Annotated in this window: 19 protein-coding genes and 1 pseudogene; 4 read left to right on the top strand and 16 right to left on the bottom strand. The window is 51.0% G+C overall.

Features of this window, described 5'->3' with window-relative positions; translation table 11 throughout:
- Nucleotides 1-36 precede the first annotated feature (36 nt).
- A complete protein-coding gene (locus KDW_RS23910) occupies nt 37-633 on the top strand; it encodes a DUF6114 domain-containing protein (RefSeq protein ID WP_151758426.1) in 597 nt (198 codons plus the stop codon).
- A gap of 41 nt (nt 634-674) precedes the next feature.
- A complete protein-coding gene (locus KDW_RS23905) occupies nt 675-1,280 on the top strand; it encodes a hypothetical protein (protein WP_151758425.1) in 606 nt (201 codons plus the stop codon).
- 31 nt (nt 1,281-1,311) lie between these two features.
- On the opposite strand, the gene KDW_RS23900 is transcribed toward KDW_RS23905, so the two are convergent.
- The 9 genes from KDW_RS23900 to KDW_RS23860 form a co-directional block, all read right to left on the bottom strand.
- Nucleotides 1,312-2,151 carry a baeRF3 domain-containing protein gene (locus tag KDW_RS23900; protein WP_162005560.1) on the bottom strand — a complete coding sequence of 280 codons (840 nt, stop codon included), beginning with the start codon at nt 2,149-2,151 and terminating at the stop codon, nt 1,312-1,314.
- Nucleotides 2,152-2,170: 19 nt separating this feature from the next.
- Nucleotides 2,171-2,479, bottom strand: coding sequence for a hypothetical protein (locus tag KDW_RS23895; RefSeq protein WP_151758423.1), 309 nt, complete (start codon nt 2,477-2,479; stop codon nt 2,171-2,173).
- Between the two features lie 153 nt (nt 2,480-2,632).
- Nucleotides 2,633-3,100, bottom strand: a complete 468-nt coding sequence (locus KDW_RS23890; RefSeq protein WP_151758422.1) for a hydrogenase maturation protease — start codon at nt 3,098-3,100, stop codon at nt 2,633-2,635.
- Nucleotides 3,101-3,142: 42 nt separating this feature from the next.
- The gene (locus tag KDW_RS23885) at nt 3,143-4,435 is read right to left on the bottom strand and encodes a Ni/Fe hydrogenase subunit alpha (protein WP_151758421.1); all 1,293 of its coding nucleotides are present in this window, start codon (nt 4,433-4,435) and stop codon (nt 3,143-3,145) included.
- Entirely contained in the window at nt 4,425-5,204 is a 780-nt protein-coding gene (locus KDW_RS23880) for an NADH-quinone oxidoreductase subunit B family protein (RefSeq protein ID WP_198925484.1), read from the bottom strand. Before KDW_RS23880 ends, KDW_RS23885 begins: the two co-directional genes overlap by 11 nt.
- A gap of 1 nt (nt 5,205) precedes the next feature.
- The gene (locus tag KDW_RS23875; protein WP_151758420.1) at nt 5,206-6,048 is read right to left on the bottom strand and encodes an FAD/NAD(P)-binding protein; all 843 of its coding nucleotides are present in this window, start codon (nt 6,046-6,048) and stop codon (nt 5,206-5,208) included.
- Nucleotides 6,045-6,512 carry a Crp/Fnr family transcriptional regulator gene (locus tag KDW_RS23870; RefSeq protein ID WP_151758419.1) on the bottom strand — a complete coding sequence of 156 codons (468 nt, stop codon included), beginning with the start codon at nt 6,510-6,512 and terminating at the stop codon, nt 6,045-6,047. Before KDW_RS23870 ends, KDW_RS23875 begins: the two co-directional genes overlap by 4 nt.
- 5 nt (nt 6,513-6,517) lie before the next feature.
- Complete coding sequence (locus KDW_RS23865) at nt 6,518-7,660, bottom strand: 4Fe-4S dicluster domain-containing protein (RefSeq protein ID WP_151758418.1); 1,143 nt, start codon at nt 7,658-7,660, stop codon at nt 6,518-6,520.
- 227 nt (nt 7,661-7,887) lie between these two features.
- On the bottom strand, nt 7,888-8,571 hold the full coding sequence (locus KDW_RS23860; RefSeq protein WP_151758417.1) for a VOC family protein: 684 nt from the start codon (nt 8,569-8,571) through the stop codon (nt 7,888-7,890).
- 448 nt (nt 8,572-9,019) lie between these two features.
- On the opposite strand from KDW_RS23860, the pseudogene ahr reads away from it, so the two are divergent.
- Nucleotides 9,020-10,033: pseudogene (gene ahr / locus KDW_RS23855) on the top strand (NADPH-dependent aldehyde reductase Ahr); the annotation flags it as partial.
- Nucleotides 10,034-10,128: 95 nt separating this feature from the next.
- On the opposite strand, the gene KDW_RS23850 reads toward ahr, so the two are convergent.
- The 7 genes from KDW_RS23850 to KDW_RS23820 all read right to left on the bottom strand — a co-directional run bounded on the left by KDW_RS23850 (nt 10,129) and on the right by KDW_RS23820 (nt 18,797).
- Nucleotides 10,129-10,827: a VIT1/CCC1 transporter family protein gene (locus KDW_RS23850; protein ID WP_151758416.1), complete on the bottom strand. Its 699-nt coding sequence runs from the start codon at nt 10,825-10,827 to the stop codon at nt 10,129-10,131.
- Between the two features lie 278 nt (nt 10,828-11,105).
- Nucleotides 11,106-12,026: a cation diffusion facilitator family transporter gene (locus KDW_RS23845; RefSeq protein WP_151758415.1), complete on the bottom strand. Its 921-nt coding sequence runs from the start codon at nt 12,024-12,026 to the stop codon at nt 11,106-11,108.
- A 125-nt stretch (nt 12,027-12,151) separates the two neighbouring features.
- Nucleotides 12,152-12,406 (bottom strand): hypothetical protein, encoded by a 255-nt coding sequence (locus tag KDW_RS23840; protein ID WP_151758414.1) that lies wholly within the window; start codon nt 12,404-12,406, stop codon nt 12,152-12,154.
- Between the two features lie 641 nt (nt 12,407-13,047).
- On the bottom strand, nt 13,048-14,625 hold the full coding sequence (locus tag KDW_RS23835; protein ID WP_151758413.1) for a MauE/DoxX family redox-associated membrane protein: 1,578 nt from the start codon (nt 14,623-14,625) through the stop codon (nt 13,048-13,050).
- A gap of 324 nt (nt 14,626-14,949) precedes the next feature.
- A complete protein-coding gene (gene mgtA, locus KDW_RS23830; RefSeq protein WP_151758412.1) occupies nt 14,950-17,508 on the bottom strand; it encodes a magnesium-translocating P-type ATPase in 2,559 nt (852 codons plus the stop codon).
- Between the two features lie 62 nt (nt 17,509-17,570).
- The gene (locus tag KDW_RS23825) at nt 17,571-17,822 is read right to left on the bottom strand and encodes a hypothetical protein (protein ID WP_162005559.1); all 252 of its coding nucleotides are present in this window, start codon (nt 17,820-17,822) and stop codon (nt 17,571-17,573) included.
- Nucleotides 17,823-18,461: 639 nt separating this feature from the next.
- Nucleotides 18,462-18,797: a hypothetical protein gene (locus KDW_RS23820; RefSeq protein WP_162005558.1), complete on the bottom strand. Its 336-nt coding sequence runs from the start codon at nt 18,795-18,797 to the stop codon at nt 18,462-18,464.
- A 254-nt stretch (nt 18,798-19,051) separates the two neighbouring features.
- Here KDW_RS23820 and KDW_RS23815 point away from each other — a divergent pair, with 254 nt between their 5' ends.
- Nucleotides 19,052-19,867 (top strand): slipin family protein, encoded by an 816-nt coding sequence (locus tag KDW_RS23815; protein WP_151758409.1) that lies wholly within the window; start codon nt 19,052-19,054, stop codon nt 19,865-19,867.
- Nucleotides 19,868-19,883 lie beyond the last annotated feature (16 nt).

The raw sequence follows: 19,883 nt of genomic DNA, 5'->3' as shown, positions 1-19,883 counted from the left end.
AAAAGACTTCAACGTTCATCCGTGAAGGAGGTATTTATGGCAACAGCGACACGACGCACCACACATCGATCACGCAAAAAAAAATCTTCGGGGTCAGCAGTAACGGCAGACATCAGGTCACATGCGACCACAGTCGAGGTCGCCGAGCAGCCTGAGAAGCTACTGCTAGCACCGGCCGCTACTTCTGTACCTGTAGCTGATTTCCCCTCTTGTCGCAGGTTATGGCTCCAGCAACGGCCAGTGGTAGGCTCCTGCTTGATTGTACTGGCAGGCATACTGGTACTCTGGGGGCCGCTGGCATTGATGCAGTTTGCCTTTCTACCCGGTAATACGGTCTGGGCCGGCCTGCTGGTAGGCTCTATGCTGTGTGTGCTGGGACTCCTACAATTATTCTTTCCAGCCTATGCCCTGCTAACAGGTATCCTGGCGATTATCTGTGCCCTTGCTTCACTGATGGCGGCGGCGGGCGGCTTCGGTATCGGGATGATTTTTGGCATTATCGGGGGCGCGCAGGGTGTAGCCTGGCGTAACCTCACACTTTCCAGGACTGAGTATCAACTGCTATTAGCACGGCCATCTCGTCAAAAGCGTTGCTGGCATCTACGCAAATACCAGGCAACGTCTTCACGCTAACGATAAAAGGTCTTTATCAGATGATAAAAGGAAGAGAGATTATGCAGAAAACACTTTCCAGCTTTCCACCGAGAAAACAGGGATATCCCGAAAATGTTGAGACCGTTGATGTCGTCACGGTTGGCTATAGCAGGCGTAAAATTTTCTGGCCGGTACTGTTTATCGCCTTTCTACTCCTCGCCGGCCTGGTCTGGCAAGCGATGACAGGAAATCTCGCCATTGCGGCAAATTTCCCGCTGCCATTTACCATTCAAGCAGATAGGTTTGACATTACCAATAGCACGTTGCTGCTGGGCTTCTCGAATTCAGGCCATAATGTGCCGGTGGCCATCGTCACCGACAACGCGACCGCTTTTAATTTACGTATCTCCAAGCGGATCGATCTTCCCTTTATCGGCCCTGTCACTTTTCTCTTAAGAACCGGGAATGGAAATAGACCAGCCAGGCTGTTTGGGACCCGCACGGATATCCAGTCTCTAAGCGCGAGTCTTGATCGCATCCAGAACCAGTCTATCTCGTCCAATGCTCGCTTTGGCGTCAGAATTTTTGCGGGTGACCAGACCTTCTATAATTTGTATATCAAGGCGCCATTCATCAGCCTTGATAGCGCGCTCTTCCCTGATATGCATCTCTCGGTCACCCGCTAGCCACTATTCCATGATGTGAGTGCATACAACCTTAATAGCGAAACACTGCTGCGGCCAGTTGATTGCCAATATCTGTGCTCTGATCGAGCACATAGACAGATCCACCATGCAAGATCGTCTGGGTGGCGGCTCGCTCTAGCAGGTCATCATCGCCAGCCATTGCGCTGGTATGCACTTCTATTGATCCAGTGGCAGGATCAAAGTGTCCCCATTGTTCTTGATCACGGACCACAAACAAGGTGGCAACACGCCCTGCATGGGCCGCAGGCACAATCAAACTGATATTGTTAGAAGCCTGTTCTGTCGCAGCATATTCCTGATATTGCGCGAGTGCGGACTGTTGGGCCTGTGAAAGCGTCGGCTCAACAATTGGCCACACCCGCTGGTGTATAGTCTGAATCGACATCTCATCTGGATTGCCAGCCAGTCCACCCGCAACCAGGTGGGGATACGTATTGCCCTTACGATACTCATCCATCATATACTCTACGCCTGCCAGCACCATGGGAACCGTTTCGTCGTGCAGGAATTCATGCAAGCCATGATTGATCTGATGAAAGTAGCGGTTCAGATGTTCGGTCGCTCCATCGCTCTCGCCTTTGCCATGAAAAACCATGGCATGCCGTCCGCCTTTTTCCTTCAGCGCACCTGAGGCGGTACTGTGGTATTGGAGTTCTTTTTGTAGCTTATCATATTGCAAGGTCACAGCCAGGCTTTCAGGCACCTGCTCTGGCAAGAGTACTTCCTGAATTGTATAACGCGTCCCTTGCAATAATCTGATTTCTTTCTGAGAAAATGCCAGAATATAGAAACGTCCATCATTGATCAAAAAGGGAAGCAGGGGCTTGAGGTAGAAATGGGGCGCGATCACCACCTGCTCTTTGACGCTCTCAGGTAGATGATAGATAGAAGTGTAGCTGTTCCAGATTACGGAAGATGGCCAGCCCCTGACCGCTTTCTAGCCAGAAATCTTCATCATTGAGCAGGTTCAGCAACGGCTTCAGGAGCTCAACTTTCCTGGTTGCAAAATGGGGATTCTGATCCAGTTGCTTCTCGACTTCACGGAGTTGATTGCGCAGCCGCAGCGGATTCTGCCGGGTCTCCGGACCAACGTGCTCGACGGGTTGAAACAATGAGACGCATGGATCGTGATACTCTTCCATGAGCGTCTTTACTTCAAATCTGGATGGTATCTGCATAGGATAGTTCTCCTTTATTCCCTCATCAAAATTAGTAACGCATACCAGATCCCTTGTTATTGCCTCGTGAATAGAGAGGGCCACTGCACCCCATTCACGAAGCAGACACCTCGCTGGTGACACCACACTCTCATAACTCAATACTCTGGACAGCTATCGTAACGTGCTGGCCTGAATATCCTCCAGGATCAGGTCAACTACTCCTGGCACAGCCTGCTCCACTACAGGTGAGAGCACCGTTCCTGTGCCAAAATTGCTGCATTCAATACCATATATCAGCAGATATGCTGGCAGTTGTTTGATGGCTCGGGCCAGTTGGATGGCTTCTCCTACTCCGAAGGCATGCGATGAGATGAACGTCATAGCTGATGGCCACCAGGTAGTATGCATATCAAACCGATGGATCGTGCCTGGAACTACTCCGGATTTCACGGCATCAATCAGGATCACGCGCTCAGCTTGCGCCATGATTTCCAGCAGATCAGCCCCATCTCCGTTGTGTTCAATACACGTAATCCCTGGCAACTGCTTGCTCTTGAGCATCTGAATGACCAGCAGGCCAACCCTGTCATCACTGCGATAGGGATTACCAATGCCAACCAGAAGCATCCGCGTTGCCATTCCCACCACCTTCCCGTGCCAGCGTGCTGCAGTCTGGCGCTGTTACGACTCATGCTCAATATGAACCTTCAGAAAATGCGTGGAACATGAAAGACAGGGATCATAGTTGCGAATTGCCTGTTCACATTTCCAGGTCAGTTCTTGCTCGGGTAAATGGATCACCTGGGCGACATAGTACCTGAGATCCTGCTCAATGGTCTTCTGGTTTTGCGAGGTTGGCGGAACAATCCTGGCATTCAGAATGATGCCCTCATCATCAATGCTATAGCGATGATAAAGCGTGCCCCGAGGTGCCTCGGTACAGGCATAACCGGTCGCAGCACGAGGCTGAAAGGGAAGTGAGGCCTGAACTGGCATATCGTACTCCTCAATAATCCGCAAGGCCTCATCAAAGGCGTAGAGGATCTCTACGCTACGTACGATAATGCTCTGAAAAGGATTCTGACAGCTTTCTTCGAGTCCAGCGGCACATGCCGCTTCCTGGGCTAGCGGCGAGAGGCGAGCAAAGTTCAGATTATAGCGCGCCATCGGGCCAGTAAAATAGGCTCCGCGCCCCTTGATACGGGATTGGAGCGCATTTGAATACGGCACTTGCTCCTCGATAAAGTAATCATCATAGTCCTGTACGGCGATATTCAATCCTTTATTTGAACACAGCCGACCTTCATTCATGGCATATTCATCAGGATGACTGAGCGCCACGAACTCATAGTCCCGCTGGAAATCTGGAAATGGCAGTTGCGCGACCCAGCGTACCGTTTCTAGCGCCGCATCCCGGCCCCGGCCTAGTTGTTCTACCAGTGGAGCAAACTCACTCCGGGTCGCTAGCTTATAGAAGCCACCAACGCGCACATTGACTGGATGCACAGCCCGACCACCGAGAAATTCGATGACCGCATTGCCAGCTTTTTTCATCTGCAAACCACGCTTCACAATATCGGGATAGTCCTGGGCCATCTGCCAGGCCGATGAGTAGCCAAGAAAATCCGGGGCGTGCAACATATAGACATGCAGGGTATGGCTTTCTATCCATTCTCCACAATACAGCAGCCGTCGTAGCGCACGTAATTGTCCTTCAACCTTGAGCTGACAGGCGTCCTCCAGCGCATGTACTGCGCTCATCTGATACGCAACCGGACAGATCCCACAGATGCGCGCGGTAATATCTGGTGCTTCGGTGCAGGCCCGGCCACGTAATAAGGCTTCAAAGAAGCGTGGAGGCTCCATGATTTTCAATTTCACATCGCTGATCGCGCCATCCCTGATCTTAATAAAGAGGCTTCCTTCACCCTCTACACGCGCCAGATAATCCACGATAATATTTCTATTTTTCATATGACAGACTCTCACGCCGGAAGGGTTCAGCATACGCATTAAAGGTCTGCAGTTCGCGCCTGATTTGATCGGTGGACATGCCCATGTGACGACATTGTCGACTCAGTGATACCAGATTGGGCGTTTCTTTGGGACCATAACAACCATAGCACCCTCGGTTGTAGGCCGGACACAGCGCGCCACACCCTGCATGGGTGACAGGACCCAGGCAAGGTGTTCCGTGCGCGACCATCACGCAGATAGTGCCACGCTGCTTGCATTCCACACAGACGCTGTACGCGGGTATCGTGGGCTTGATGTCATGGAGATACGCAGTGATGACCTCTAACAACTGTCGTTTGTTGATCGGACATCCCTGTAACTCAAAGTCAACAGTGATGTGCTGAGCAATCGGCGTGGAGGTACTCAGGGTCTCAATATATTGCGGGCTCGCGTAGACGAGAGCGCTAAATTCCTGCACGTCCTTAAAATTACGCAGGGCTTGAATACCGCCCGCGGTAGCACATGCTCCGATGGTAACCACGCGTTTAGATACGCTCCGGATGTGCTGGATGCGTTCAACCTCTTCTGCGGTGGTGACCGATCCTTCAACCAGGGACAGCGCATATGGTCCCTTGATCACGGCCCGGGATGCTTCTCGAAAATTGGCGATCTCTACCTCTTTCGCCAGAGGCAGTAATTCCTCTTCACAGTCCAGTAAGCTCAACTGACAACCGTCACAGGACGTAAATTTCCAGACGGCAAGTTTAGGTTTCGCATCACTCACCATGTCAGATCTCCCGTTTACGCAGTAAGTCCTTTACTTGATAATATGGCAACACCGGGCCATCTTTACAAATAAAGAAGGGACCATACTGGCAGTGCCCACAGAAACCAATGGCGCATTTCATGTTCCTCTCCATCGAGATAAAAATCTGCTCGCCAGGAACACGACATTTCTCAAGTTCCTGGGCGCAAAAACGCATCATGACTTCGGGCCCACAGACAAACGCCAGTGTCTTAGCAGGATCAAACAGGGCGTGTGCAATCAGTCGAGTCACGACGCCCACACTACCACGCCAGGATTCCGTAGCCCGATCAACGGTGACCGCCACATCGAGGTCCAGGTGCGCGCGCCAGTGTTCGCATTCTTGACGATAGAGCATGTCTTCGGGCGTCCGCGCACCATACAGCAGAGTGACGCGCCCATAGGCTTTTCTATGTGCGATCACGTGATACATCACCGAGCGCAAAGGTGCCAGACCCAGTCCGCCAGCAATCAGTAGCAAATCCTTTCCTTCAGCTAATGCCAGCGGCCAGGGAGTACCAAAGGGTCCACGCACACCTATCAGCGCGCCAGATTTCAAGCCCTGCAGACCATTTGAGACATTGCCAACGGCGCGTATGGTATGGATAAGTGGAGCAGGATGGGCAGGATCCCCACTGATTGAGATCGGTATTTCCCCGACACCAAACACATAGAGCATATTAAACTGTCCACAGTCAAAGACGGGAATATCCTCGTGATCCTGCGGTTCAAGTGTCACGGTAAACGTATTGGCGAGTTCTTCACGTCTATGCTGGATGCGATACCAGCGTGGCAGCATAGGATCATTTCTTTCTACCAGCATCATCCACCATCCGCTCGATACATATCGATTAATTGCAAACGTGTTCTTTGCAGCCGTTGCATAATGATAACCGCCATGTGTTTTAGCAGCGCATAGCCAAACATGGGATCAGCTTCACACATGTAGCGCAGAGAGACACCATCCAGCACAATCACCTCGACCTCTTCCAGGGTGCGTGCGCTAAAATGCCAGCGGTAGGGCGCAAATAACCATGACCATCCCAATACCTCACCGGCTTCAATCGTCTCAATGGAAATGGATCCTCTTCTCTCGACACCAAAGGTCTCAAGCATGACATGACCGCGAGTAATCAGATAAAATTGTTCGGCCGCATCCCCTTCATGAAATATATAGGCGTTGCGCTCATAACATACCGTTGTAGCCAGGCAGGCTATTTGATGCAGGTAATCAGCTTGAAATTCATTGAAAAATGGGTGGGCTGCCAGCAGCCGATCATAATCTGGCATGGCTACTACTCCTTTTGCTCGCTGTCATAGATTGCGCGCACTTCCTCGGTGATGTCGATGGCTACAGGACACCAGGTGATACAACGCCCACAGCCAACACAGCCAGAGGAACCAAACTGGTCATACCAGGTTGAAAGCTTATGTGTCATCCACTGTCGGTAGCGCGACTTAGCCGAGGCCCGAACACTTCCACCATACAGATAAGAGAAGTCCAGGTTAAAACAGGAATCCCATTTGCGCACCCGCTCTGTCTCTTCACCGGCCAGGTCTATCACATCTTCAACCGTAGTACAAAAGCAGGTGGGACAGACCATGGTACAGTTGGTACAGGACAGACAGCGCCCGGCAACCTCTTCCCAGCGTGGATGCTCCAGATTGCGCGCCAGCAAACCTTTTAATTCAACCGGCGAGGTAGCCATCTGCCGCCCCATCGTTTGCGCGGTACAGGCCACAATCTGTTCGTCCCGCTGCAAATCGTCTGGACTGGCCTGCTGACATACCAGACCATCCATCATCTCTGCGCCCAGTTCTGTACCGATATGGACCACAAAGAAGTGCTGCCGGGTATCCACGATCTCGGTCAGGGCCAGATCATAGCCAAAAGTAGCGCGTGGTCCCGTCTGCATCGAGGCACAGAAACAGGTGCCACCGGCCTGCCCACAGTTGATAGCCACAATAAAGAGATCCTGCCTGCGCTCCTGATAGCCTGGATCTGTGCAGGCACCTTGCAAGAACACCCGATCTTGAATCGCAATAGCATGCAGTTCACAGGAGCGCACTCCGATAAAGGCATATTTGGGAATGCCTTTATCCTCTTTGGCGATATGAAACGAAGATCCGTCACGCTTTGCTCGCCATATGCGCGTGATGGGAGGATGGAGAAATTGTTTCCAGGAGTGGGGACCGACTGCATATCCAAAGAAGGCATCGTCGTGGCGCTGCTTGAGCCGATAGCTTCCCCCGTCCTGTTCGTCTGTGTAGCCCTTGGGAAGGTCGGCAATTGAAGTCAGGGTATCATAAACGATGGCCTGATTACGCACGGTTGGACCAAGCACATGATATTCTCGTTGCTGCAATCTTTGTAGCAGTTGCTCAAACTGCTCACATTGCATGATCAGCTGATCATTGATGGATGGTGAGGAGTGCATGGTCCGCCTCCTGCTCTGCTCAATATCAACAAAAATAATCTCTTTAAGATTATCTGGCTACCACTTTCACTCTTCACACGCTTTCATTGAATACTTTGCATACATACTGGACACGCACTATATTATTCTGGCGACTCATGCCTGCTGCGCTCGCCTTTTTATAGAAGAAGACTGATAGCTGGTGGTCGCCAGCTATCAGTCTTCTTATTGGGCATGAGACGTTATGGTTATGCTTGCGCCGTAATCGTATATGGATAGGGTGAGAGTTGAAGCTGTTGCTCGTGCTGGCCTTCAATCACGACATGGACAGGTGAGACGATGGCGGGCATGGTTTCGCCGGGCAACCAGGGACGACCGGCTTTCACTACGACCAGTTGCCCGAAGATATCACCCAGATAGCCAAAACCAGCGGAAACCTCATTCGCCGTGGGATACGATACGATGCCCAGTTGCTTTTCTAGCTGCTCTGCAAGGGCAGGTACGTCTTCCACTGGTAGACCAATCTCGCTGACACGCAAGACATCCTCGGGTCCGAAATCGCCTGCTGTCTGGTTATCCAGGCCAGTGTGCACCATATATTCGAGAATGTTATCGGCTGCGTCACCAAAATAGAATGAGCGCGCATTGAGGTTGGGGAACAAGATTTCGTCTTCGGCTTTCTTTGTGAGTAGTAAAGCCATACGTTGGCTAATCCAGGCTTTAGCCATCGCAAATTTATTGCTCGGAATGGTAAAGGCGATATGATAATGCACCTCTTGCTCGGTTGCTTGAAAGCTCAAGCGGGTAGTGCCTGCCTGGACGCTGAAAGATGTAGCGGTCTCAGCCAGTAAAGGTAAACCCAGTACAGTATGATAAAATGCTTTCTGCTCAACTAGATGTTTTGTCTGTAGCTGTAATGCTTGAATATGCATAACTCTCAACTCCTTTGTCTTAGCTCTTATAATGTATCACTTCCACCTTTCTTCTACCTGCACATCCTCCGGGCTATGCAGATAGTATCCCTCATTTGCGCTACCAGGACACCGTACAAAAGGCCGGATTTGACCTGTACCAATGAACAAGCTGACATAAATATTTTTATAATACCCTGCAGAATTTCTATTTGCACTTTATGGTTGCACTGGCCTACAATACAAAGGAACAAGATGCTATCGTATGCATCTCAACTACAAGGCAGGAGATCCTGCTGCGTTGACTGACTCCATCGTAGCAGGTGAGGACAGAAATAAGATCCGCAAATCGGGTTCCTCCTCAGTTTCTCCTCCATCCCTTATGAAGAAGAAGTGCAGTGGCTGATGAGAGCCGCCACTACTTTAGCGATTCTTTGTAAAAACACACAACATAGATAAGGTGGAATATATGTCCGTTATACATGCCTGGGCCGCTCATGGTCCCAAACAAGACCTCGTTCCCTACGAATACGAAGCAGGCGAGCTTGGTCCAGATGAGGTGGAGATCGCCGTAGAATACAGTGGACTCTGCCATTCCGACATCTCGGTTCTCAATAATGATTGGGGAAACTCGGTCTATCCCTTTGTTCCGGGTCATGAAGTCATTGGTCGGGTGGTTGCTCGGGGCGCTGACAGCAAAGGGCTCACGCTCGGCCAGCGTGTTGGTATTGGGTGGACAGCCGCCAGTTGTATGCACTGTCAGCAGTGCCTTTCAGGCAATCAGCATCTCTGTGCCGAGGCGCTCCCAACCATCATTGGACATTACGGTGGCTTTGCTGATCGCGTCCGTGCCCAATGGGATTGGGCCATTCCTATTCCTGAGGACTGGACCCGAGCGCGCTGGCCCCTGCTGTGTGGTGGGGTCACAGTCTTTTCTCCTCTGTATACATTTGATATCAGACCTACTCAACGCGTAGGAGTAGTTGGCATCGGTGGGCTTGGTCACATGGCCTTCAATTCGCCAATGCTGGGGGTGCGAGGTCACAGCATTGACTTCGAGCGAAGCAAAATTCGAGGATGCGAAGGCGCTTGGAGCACATCGTGTGGTCTCTCAGCCGAGACGGCAGACGCAATTCAATCCCTGGCCGGCTCACTTGACCTTCTGCTCGTCACAGTCAATGTCTCGCTTGATTGGTCTGCACTGATCGCCACCTGGCCCCTCGAGGACGTTTACATTTTGTCGGCGTCGTGCCCGAGGCGGTTCCCGTTACCGTCTTCGATTTAATCGGTGCCCAGCGCAGCATTGCCGGCTCTCCCACGGGTTCAACCGTCACGATTGCCGAAATGTTACAGTTTGCAACGCGTCATAAGATCGCGCCGCAGGTTGAACATTTTTCCGCTCAACAAGGTCAATGAGGCATTTGCGCGGCTGGAATCAGGAAAGGCACAATATCGTATCGTGCTCGATGTAGACTCTGCAAAAAGTAAGCGCATAGAGGTTCGTCTGAATTTTTCTCGTGTGGTGTCCAGTATGCATGTGTTATACACGGATACTGGACATCACACGAGAAGCAGACGCTATCTGGAAATAAAGCGTGCGATCATGAAGGCTGCGGCCGCGGCGAGCCCACCTATAAGTGCAGTTTGAAACGCGCTTCTGAAAGGTTTTGCACCGGTGAAGCGCCCTTTAACATAGCCGAATACAAGCAAGGCGATCAGAGTGGCAATAACCGAATACAATAGCGCGGTAGTGGCTGGTGAGAAAATAAAGTAGGGACTTAGCGGTATCAAGCCGCCAACGATATAAGATACGGCAATGGTCAGCGCACTGGTGAGCGCACGTTTTGGATCTGGCTTCTCAAGTCCAAGCTCAAAGCGCATCATAAAATCAACCCAGGCCTCCGGACGTTTACTGAGGGCTTCGACAATAGGAGCACTTTCGGTTTCATTGAGGCCGTACGAGGTGAAGACATCCCTGACTTCCGCTTTCTCGGCATCGCTCTTCTCTTTAACTTCCTGCACCTCACGCAGACGCTCGTTGGCATAATGTTCAGCATCACTACGGGCGGCCAGATAACCACCTAGTCCCATCGCGATCGAGCCTGCTGCGATCTCGGCCAGACCTGCGGTAATGATAATGGTCGTCGAACTGACTGCGCCCGACAGACCGGCCGCCAGCGCAAACGGAACCGTTAATCCGTCTGACATACCAATCACAATATCTCTAATTGTCTCGCCAGCCGTGAAATGTTTCTCAGTATGTGGTGTTTGTGGCATAACTACGCCTCGCTTATTTTCTGCTGAGGACAGTTCCTCAAAATGCCTTAACACATATATATATATTTAGCGTATCCTGGATCGGTCAAGGGCAGTCCAGGATACGCTATTGTATTTTCATGCCGTACACATAGCGGCATAGCTTTCCCATAGGGATAAAACCTGCCCTCTAGCTATTTTACGAGCGGCGACTAGAGATAGCCTCAAAGAGCTTGCCTGATATTGCATATAACCAGACAAGCTCTTTATTCAACAACACAAAATGATCATAACGAACATCAGTTTGTCTGGGAAGGAGTTTCTCGATCTAAATTAATATCTTCAAAGGTGACAGGATCTTCTTTTGGTTCGAGATGAGTAAACACGGTGCTTTCTGGCAAGGCCTGACAAATCTCCAGTTCAATCTTCTCACAGATGGAATGCCCCTTGAGCACTGTCCAATTTCCTGGCACAATCACATGAAAGGAGACAAAACGCCGTCTGCCAGCCATGCGGTTGCGCAGGGCATGAAAATCAATTCCCTGCTTGCGATAGGTGTCTAAGACTTTGTTGACTGCGTCCCGATCTTCTTTTGGTAATGCGGTATCAAGTAAGCCCAATCCTGTTTGCCGTAGCAGTTTGACGCCCGTCCAGATGATGTTGACTGCGACCAGCAAGGCTACGATTGGATCGAGGATATACCATCTGGTGATTGCCACCAGGAGCACTCCCACCAGGACGCCTACAGTTGTGACCACGTCAGCAAAGAGATGGTGTGCATCCGCTTCCAGGGTAATAGAGCGTTGCTTCTTGCCTGCACGTAACATAAACCACGCAAGCACACCGTTGATCACGGCCCCAAAGACCGAGAAGGACAAACCAACAAACGCCTGACTAATTGGTTCAGGATGCAACAGGCGCGGAATAGCTTCAACAGCAATGATCAGGGCCGCCACCAGAATTAACGCCCCCTCAACGCCACTAGAGAAATATTCAGACTTGGTATGCCCATAGGTATGATCCGCATCAGCAGGTCGCGCCGCCAGCGTGACCGCCCACAGTCCTACCAGGGCCGCCACCAGATTAACGACCGATTCAGCGGCGTCCGAAAAGAGTCCGACCGAACCTGTCAGAAAATAACCAATAAACTTAACCCCCATCGTCACCAGCGCTGCGGCTATCGATAAGTACATATACACACGCAGAGATTGCTGTTTCATCGTATCCTTTCACAGCACGGGCTCTCCACAAGCTTATACTGTTCTGTTTTTTACGCACAAGTCTGTTAATACTAATACGAAAGTGGAATAAAGCAGGATGCGATCTTCATCCATAATTTCTGTCTTTATTCGACCATCGAGGCAGGCTCGTCAGGCGGAACAAAGGATAGACGCAGACGCCACCAGCGCCGCAGGGCAACCAATGCCCAGATACCTTCGACAACCCCAAAAGGCCAGGTTCCAGAGAGCCATCCATACAGAGATGAGGCCGCGCACGCGAAGGCAAAGATCAATACCCAGAGATGAGAACGAGCTTCCAGAGCATACGCGAGCAGCATAATACTGACCGCCGCTGCACCAAATAGTGTTAAGAGTGACAAAAGCGTAACCCGCCGCAAGCCGCTGTGGTTTAAACCCAGGCGGATAGGCGGGTTTCTCCTGGGCTTTAGCCCTTGCTTGTTGCATAGAATGCATGGTTGGATTATACTGCATAGGTGCAACGAAGGCACGACAGCACAGGCTGTACGGCCTTAGGAAGTGTTGCCAGGCAAAATCGTTCAAGAAAAGCCTCCCACTGATGCATGCATCAGTTTTCGAAAGAGAAAGGTGTTCACCCTTTCCAGGTCGCCAAACACCCGACGTTGGCTGCACACCCGTCGGGTACGGCATGAAACGGTGAACAGGCATGGCACCGCCCTTCAAGCGAGCAGATGTGTGGATCTGTGCTTGAGTGTATTCCTCACCCACTACGGTCTTCAACGAGTTGCCTCAACGAGGCACCGACTCAGGGGGCCGACTACGTAGGAGTGCAAGAAGCCGCCGCCCCTTCAGGGCGTGCGGAGTGTCACATAGCACATCCTTTGCTAACATAAAATTGCATCCGTGCAACATAATAGCATAGGAGGTTTCAACGCGGAAATCCATTCCGGTTCTTTTCCCTATAAGCGTCCGGAATGGATCTTTTTCTTGTTTGCATTTCACATATAATGACATTGTTCAGTGATAAAGCCTGCAGTTTCCTTTACCGATGCTCACTCACGGTAGGAATTTGCTTCTCGTCGGGCGTATCGGGGAATTGTGCTCCATCTGCTGCTGGATTTTGATAGGCAAGTCTCAGTACCTCAAATGATCCCTGCGCCAGGGCCGATGCGATCTTTCCCTGGGCATCTATCAGGATGGCCATTGGTGTACCGGTGGCACCAAATTGTGCCCGCACATTGGTGTCTTCACCGAGCAAAACAGGGGCGCGCAAGCCCAGCAAGCGGTTTTGCTCTAGCGTTCCACTCGAGATGATCAACAGGCGCGGCGCTCCCTGAGGCGGTTCGGCTTCCCATGCATGCAAGTCTGGGAGTATATTCTTACAATAGCCACAGTCTGGATTCCAGAAGAGTAACAACGTTGGCTGACCACGCAACGAGTTCGAGTCCACCGTCTCACCGTTCAAATCAGGCAGACTGAAAGCCGGGGCGGGTGTACCAATAGCGGGTGCTTGGAGTTCGGGAGCGGCGCTGTTGTTATTGCCTGCCACGACAACAGGCAACCGCCGTCGCCAGACGGGTAGATGTACCGTATTCGCTACCAGGGTCCGTATGCTCTCTATACCTGCGGCGACCGGACTCTCAATCAGACCATCAGCATGGACAAGTACCGCGCTGGGGGTGCCATGGATGGCATAAAGTTTGTCAAGCTCGTCACTGTTTTGTAACACGATACGTGTGATGTGATGCTCAGACGTTTTCGCGCGATTAGCTTCAACCGTACCGCGACTCAATAAAGCCACCGTTAGCTTACTGGCATATGCTCGCTGCCAGCGCCCGATCTCAGGTATGAGCACTGCACAGGGAGCACAGTCAGGATCAGTAAAGACAAGTACCACAGGCTTGCCAACGGCCAGCAAGCCATGCAGGGAGATGATCTCGCCATCCAGTCCTTTGCCTGAAAATGCTGGAGCCGGTGCTCCAACGGGCAATCCAGTGCCAGACTCTTCTTCTTGCGTCTTCTCCAACAAAATGCCAGCCTGCCCGAGGCGATTCTCAACACGATCAAGACGCAGCAACAGCAGTCCTTGTTGACGCAGTGCTTGCAGTAATAGCCAGCCACCGCCTATGAGCAGCGGCACAACGATAATCGCGAGCAGAAGCATAAGCTGTTGCAACATGGGCCTGGCAGTAAACCAGCTCGTGGCGCTCATGCTGGTGCTTCTGCTCCCAAATATGGTCACAGCCAGAGCCAGCAACGCTAGTAGAGCATTGCGTCCAAGCGCCGCAGGACCCGCTGGAGCTGAGTACAGTTGTCCAAAACAGTGACAATCCGGTTTACGTCCACGGGCCAGGTTATAGCCGATACCTGCACAAAAAACGAGCAGCAGTATCAGCGCTCCTGGAGCAGCCAACCCGGACCAGACGCGCGACGCAAGCCCGACCGCAAGCACAATTTCGACAATAGGTAATATGCTTCCCAGCGGTCTGGCGAGTACGTCCGGAAGCCCAAAATCACGCAAGGCTTTTTGCGATCCCGCCAGATCAGCCAGTTTGGCCAGGCCAGCAAGCAGGAAAATGAATGAGAGCAGGAGTCGTACCAGCAGTAAAGCGACAGCCATAAATCTTTTCTCCCCTCAACCTGAAACATCATAAGCTTGAAAGTTCTGTATGGTGGAGATACGAACTGCGTTCACGAGGCATGAGATCCAGATCCCTCTGTAGACAACCCGGCACCCACATCTGCCCTACCACAGAAGCAGAGAATCAAGAGAGGCACATTTCCTGATACTCGCGCTTAAATTCATCCATTGTATAGCACATGCTACTAATCATCAAAAAATCTTTCTTTAATATACATAATATAAAAATCAACAAAAGTCAATAATACCATAAATCCACACAAATAGGTGTTTATAATTTTGCTGTCGATAGGCAAGAGGTTTTCAAGCATACCTCTTCATCAAGCGCCTCTTGACCAGTTCAACGAGCAAGAGATACGTTATTACCATGCCGATCAGGAAGAGGAAGTAGAGGAGCGGCAAGGGTGTAAAGCCAAGTGGACCGGCCAGTGGCGTGTACGGCAGGATGATGCCGATCGCGACAATCAAGAGCGTGGTAATCGCTAGCATACGACTGGGGCGACTTCGCAACGGATTTCCTGCGGTCCGAATAATAAACAGGACCAGTGTCTGGGTGGCGAGTGATTCTACGAACCACCCTGTATGGAATAGCACGGGGCCGGCGTGGAAAATCCACAACATCATAAAGAACGTTAAGAAATCAAAGATTGAGCTGATCGGTCCAATAATGATCATGAAATTACGGAAGAGGCCGATATCCCAGTGCTGCGGTTTTTTGATGTAGCTGGCGTCCACATTATCGGTTGGGATTGTCACCTGCGACAGATCATAGAGAAAGTTGTTGAGCAAGATCTGCGTTGGCAGCATGGGCAGGAAAGGCAGGAAGACATAGGCTCCGGCCATACTGAACATATTTCCGAAGTTTGAACTGGTTCCCATCAACAAATACTTGATGACATTTCCAAAAGCTTTACGCCCCTCCAAAATACCATTATGCAGGACCTGCAAACTCGATTCGAGCAGGATGATATCGGCCGCGTCCTTGGCGACATCGACGCCGGTTGAGACCGAGATTCCAACATCTGCGGCATGCAATGATGGCGCATCATTGATGCCATCACCGATATAGCCAACCACGTGCTTGCGACTCTTGAGGGCCAGGATAATGCGATTCTTCTGCGCAGGCGAAACACGAGCGAAGACATTAACCTCCTCGACGACCTGAGCCAGCGCCGGATCGGTCATATGCTCCAGTTCACTGCCCAGCACGATTCTGCTACTCTCTAAACCCACCAGTTCACAGACATGATGGGTAACTAATTCGTTGTCACCGGTGACGATCTTGACCTGTACCCCATCGTTTTTGAGCGCCTGTAGCACCTGTGCCACATCGGCTTTAGGCGGATCAGCAAAGGTCAGGAAACCACAGAGTACCAGTCCTTGCTCATCCGTTGGACGATATTTGTCCTGCGGGGAAATAGAGCGATAGGCAACGGCGAGCACCCGATATCCCTGGCGACTCAGGTCACGATAGGTATTCGCATAGGCTGTCCGTGACTCCTCACTCACACTGCGCTCGCCGTCGCCTTCATAAGCGGTACAATGTTCCAGCACGCTTTCAGGAGCGCCTTTGGTGATCAGTAAGGTTTCGCCCTCATGCTGGACCACCACAGAGAGACTGCGCCGCTCAAAGTCAAACGGTATCTCGCCAATCTTGTGATAGGCACTGACATCAAGCTTGCGATAGTGCAAAATAGCTTCATCAAGCGGACTCTTGATCCCGGTCTCGTTCGCACTGTTCAAATATCCAAACAGCAACACACGCTCAGATTCATGACCGTGTAGATCAAGATGGCCTTCCAACCTGGTCTCACCACTGGTTAGTGTCCCCGTTTTATCGCTGCACAGTGTGTCGATACTGCCAAAATTCTGGATGGATTCCAGATGCTTGACGATGACCTTCTGCTTTGCCATACGTAAAGCGCCGCGTCCCAGGGTCACGGTTGTGATCATCGGCAAGAATTCAGGCGTAAGGCCCACTGCGAGTGAAATGGCGAAGAGCATCGTCTCAAATGGCGGGTGGCGTCCAAGTACTCCAACCAGGACAATAAAGAACACCAAAAAGAAGACCGTCTGCATGATCAACTGTCCGAAGCCTTTAATGCCGCGCTGGAACTCGGTCTCAGGTGCCCGACTGGCCAGACGCACGGCGATATCCCCAAAGGCTGTGTCCCGACCAATGGCGATAACCAGGGCGGTCCCACTCCCACTCACCACGGAGGTACCAAGAAAGACACAATTGTGGACCTCGGCAAAGCTTTCTGTCGGCGCCTCAATGTCATCCGCGTTTTTATCGACAGGCAATGATTCACCGGTCAGCGCGGCTTGCTGGATATGCAGATCGGTTGATTGGACCAGACGCGCATCAGCGGGAACCAGATCTCCTGCGGCGAGGCGGATCATATCGCCCGGCACGAGTTCACGCCGTGGGAGCTCAGTCCATGCTCCATCCCGTAACACGGTAGCCTTCGGCGAGACGTTGGCCCGCAGCTTCTCAACCGCATTCTGGGATTGATAGGTCTGGACAAAATTCAAAATATTGCTGAGGATAACAATAGAAATAATAATACTGGCATTGACAGGATCGCCCAGGATGGCTGAAACCAATCCTGCCACCAGTAGAATGGCGACCAGAGGATTCAAGAAGAGCCGGAGAAATTGGACCACTGCCGAGCTGCGCTTTACTCCGGTTGTATCGTTCGGCCCATATTTCTCCTGCCGCCTGCGCGCTTCCTCACTTGTTAGTCCACGTTCACTACTATCTAGCTGCTCAAACAGCTTTTTCACAGGCAGCGTATGTAAAGGCACGTTTTCTTGACCAGACGATTCCTGCGCGGCCTGTGAAGTAAATGAACTTTGCATAATTCTCTCCAGAGACACAACAATAAAGCATGTATTACCAGTAGTAATGTCACATACTGCTGCTAAATACCAGTATGCTTAAAAAATAGTGGAGGGATGCCTTTTGTAGTCTCTAGCTGATTCAATGCTAACCGGACATCATCAACCATCTCTGGAGTAAGGATACTCTGTGTACGAGCAACGTCGGCTCTGTGCCAGGCCGCATCCCACTCAGCACGGTACAGCGTATCTTTTCTGACATTTTTATCCGTATAATCGCTCAAATATTTTTCTAAGCGCATCGAAAGCCGCATTTGCGTTATGGAATCATGCATGGTTTTACTCCGATCGGAAACTGCTCATTCTGAACCCAAAAACTCACCTAGAAAAAGATGTGTCTGGTCCTTCATCCTGATGATACATTCATCTTAGCAAGCAGGCCCAAACACAGGCGCGAGGACCAGATCAGAAAAATATGAGTGCATAGTAGAGAGGATCGCTTGCGCACCCTTTCATTAAGAGGAAGAGGTATAAAAAGGGCAGCACACATAAAAAATTCTATGTGTTCTTCTAATTATACACTATTTTTCGCAAATATATAATCTACCAGACAGCGTAACGGCAGGTCTTGAGCCTGCGGCCCGCCCACATCTGATATGTTCCTCACACACGTGATGGTGGTGAGGTGAACGCACCAAAAGAGTATGCCGCGTCTGGATGGTGCCTACTCGTACGTGAGCACGTCGCAGGCCCAAGACCCAATACGTTTCGGTGAAGCGCTTTTGTGACCATAAAAAACATGGTGGAGAAAAGCAGCGAATCATACGTGGAGAGGACGCCACGCCATACCGTTGAGTTTATCTCCTTCAACGAAACGTATTGGGCCCAAGCCCTACCTTGCAATCGTGTGAGCGGAGCTAGCCGCGACTGAGCGGCGTTCACGATTGTCTTTCAAGGGGACCTGCCGTTACGTTTTATATTCCGGGCGAGGAGTTGATACGAGTAAGGATTTCTGCGACGATTTCCGCTGGCTGTTTGTCATCGGTGGGAATCTGGATGGAGAAGCCGGGAGTATCAAAGGCGATCAGGCAACGATCGATGCGTTCGTTGATCCAGGCCAGTGCCTGTTCGGTGTGTTCATGTTGGCGTTGCGTCAGACGGTTGAGCAGCGTTTCTTTGCGGGCGGTCAGACAAAAATGGTAGATGGTAGGATCAATCTGGCGCAGGCCAGCCATAATCTCGTCAAAGTACGGTCGATGCCATAAGGTCATAGGAATAACCAGGGTTCGTCCATAGATCTGTTTAAGCACTGTGTATCGTATCCGAAGGAAGCCGAAATGTAAAGGAATGGTTGTTCTTCTCCAGCAGTATTTCATTCTCGATGGAGAGTAAAATAGAGAAAATGAGGCATCACAAATAAATTAATCCATGAAATTAAATATCTTACTCTTTTTATTGACAAACACATACGAGAGTGTGCATACTAATAAGTATAGCTTTATCTGCACAGCTCTGCCTCCATTTATCTACTGCTGGTGCTCCTAAGGCCATAAGGAGACGTGCCATGAATTTACTGGTGTTGTCTGTGCTTATTGCCATCGCTCTGCTTGTGATCTTTTTCGCGCTCTCAGCTATTCGCATCGTGCAACAATATGAGCGCGGCATCGTCTTTGTGCTGGGACGTTTGATCGGTGCGAAAGGTCCAGGAATCTTTCTGGTGCCACCCTTCATTTCCCGCATGGTTACTGTTGATCTACGCATTGTTACCCTGACAGTACCGCCACAGGAGATCATCACCCGCGATAACGTGACGATCAAAGTCACTGCCGTCCTCTACTTCAATGTGGTTGATCCAATTGCGGCTATCGTCAATGTCATGAACTTCAATCAAGCCACCTCGCAGATCAGCCAGACAACCTTACGCAATGTCCTGGGCCAATCAGAGATGGATGAGTTGCTAGCGGATCGCAACAAGATTAACCGTGAGTTGCAATTGATTATTGATGAGCACACGTCGCGCTGGGGTGTCAAAGTCACGGCCGTTGAAACCAAGGATATCGAGTTGCCCAACTCGATGCAGCGTGCCATGGCCAAACAAGCGGAGGCGGAACGTGAAAAGCGCGCCAAAGTCATCCATGCCCAGGGAGAATTGCTGGCCTCAACCCAGTTAGCCCAGGCCGCCAGCATCATCGGCTCTCAACCGTCCGCCCTCCAACTCCGTTACCTGCAAACCCTGACCGAGATCGCCGTCGAAAAAAACTCAACCATCATCTTTCCACTACCCATGGACGTAATCACACCAATAATCCAGATGATGCAACGCCAGAATAACACACAAATCCAGGAAACATCACACAACTCACACACAGAAGAGATATAATCAACGTACCGGCAGC

It is taken from the genome of Dictyobacter vulcani (assembly GCF_008974265.1).
GTDB lineage: Bacteria > Chloroflexota > Ktedonobacteria > Ktedonobacterales > Ktedonobacteraceae > Dictyobacter > Dictyobacter vulcani.
The sequence above is the reverse complement of the archived record's forward strand: the minus strand, read 5'-3'. Positions and strand labels throughout refer to the sequence as shown.

Bases quoted from the DNA above. Each gene is read 5' to 3' on its own strand.
- KDW_RS23910 (WP_151758426.1), top strand. From the start codon at position 37: ATGGCAACAGCGACACGACGCACCACACATCGATCACGCAAAAAAAAA.
- KDW_RS23905 (WP_151758425.1), top strand. From the start codon at position 675: ATGCAGAAAACACTTTCCAGCTTTCCACCGAGAAAACAGGGATATCCC.
- KDW_RS23895 (WP_151758423.1), bottom strand. From the start codon at position 2,479: ATGCAGATACCATCCAGATTTGAAGTAAAGACGCTCATGGAAGAGTAT.
- KDW_RS23890 (WP_151758422.1), bottom strand. From the start codon at position 3,100: ATGGCAACGCGGATGCTTCTGGTTGGCATTGGTAATCCCTATCGCAGT.
- KDW_RS23885 (WP_151758421.1), bottom strand. From the start codon at position 4,435: ATGAAAAATAGAAATATTATCGTGGATTATCTGGCGCGTGTAGAGGGT.
- KDW_RS23880 (WP_198925484.1), bottom strand. From the start codon at position 5,204: ATGGTGAGTGATGCGAAACCTAAACTTGCCGTCTGGAAATTTACGTCC.
- KDW_RS23875 (WP_151758420.1), bottom strand. From the start codon at position 6,048: ATGATGCTGGTAGAAAGAAATGATCCTATGCTGCCACGCTGGTATCGC.
- KDW_RS23870 (WP_151758419.1), bottom strand. From the start codon at position 6,512: ATGCCAGATTATGATCGGCTGCTGGCAGCCCACCCATTTTTCAATGAA.
- KDW_RS23865 (WP_151758418.1), bottom strand. From the start codon at position 7,660: ATGCACTCCTCACCATCCATCAATGATCAGCTGATCATGCAATGTGAG.
- KDW_RS23860 (WP_151758417.1), bottom strand. From the start codon at position 8,571: ATGCATATTCAAGCATTACAGCTACAGACAAAACATCTAGTTGAGCAG.
- KDW_RS23850 (WP_151758416.1), bottom strand. From the start codon at position 10,827: ATGCCACAAACACCACATACTGAGAAACATTTCACGGCTGGCGAGACA.
- KDW_RS23845 (WP_151758415.1), bottom strand. From the start codon at position 12,026: ATGAAACAGCAATCTCTGCGTGTGTATATGTACTTATCGATAGCCGCA.
- KDW_RS23835 (WP_151758413.1), bottom strand. From the start codon at position 14,625: ATGGCTGTCGCTTTACTGCTGGTACGACTCCTGCTCTCATTCATTTTC.
- mgtA (WP_151758412.1), bottom strand. From the start codon at position 17,508: ATGCAAAGTTCATTTACTTCACAGGCCGCGCAGGAATCGTCTGGTCAA.
- KDW_RS23825 (WP_162005559.1), bottom strand. From the start codon at position 17,822: ATGCATGATTCCATAACGCAAATGCGGCTTTCGATGCGCTTAGAAAAA.
- KDW_RS23815 (WP_151758409.1), top strand. From the start codon at position 19,052: ATGAATTTACTGGTGTTGTCTGTGCTTATTGCCATCGCTCTGCTTGTG.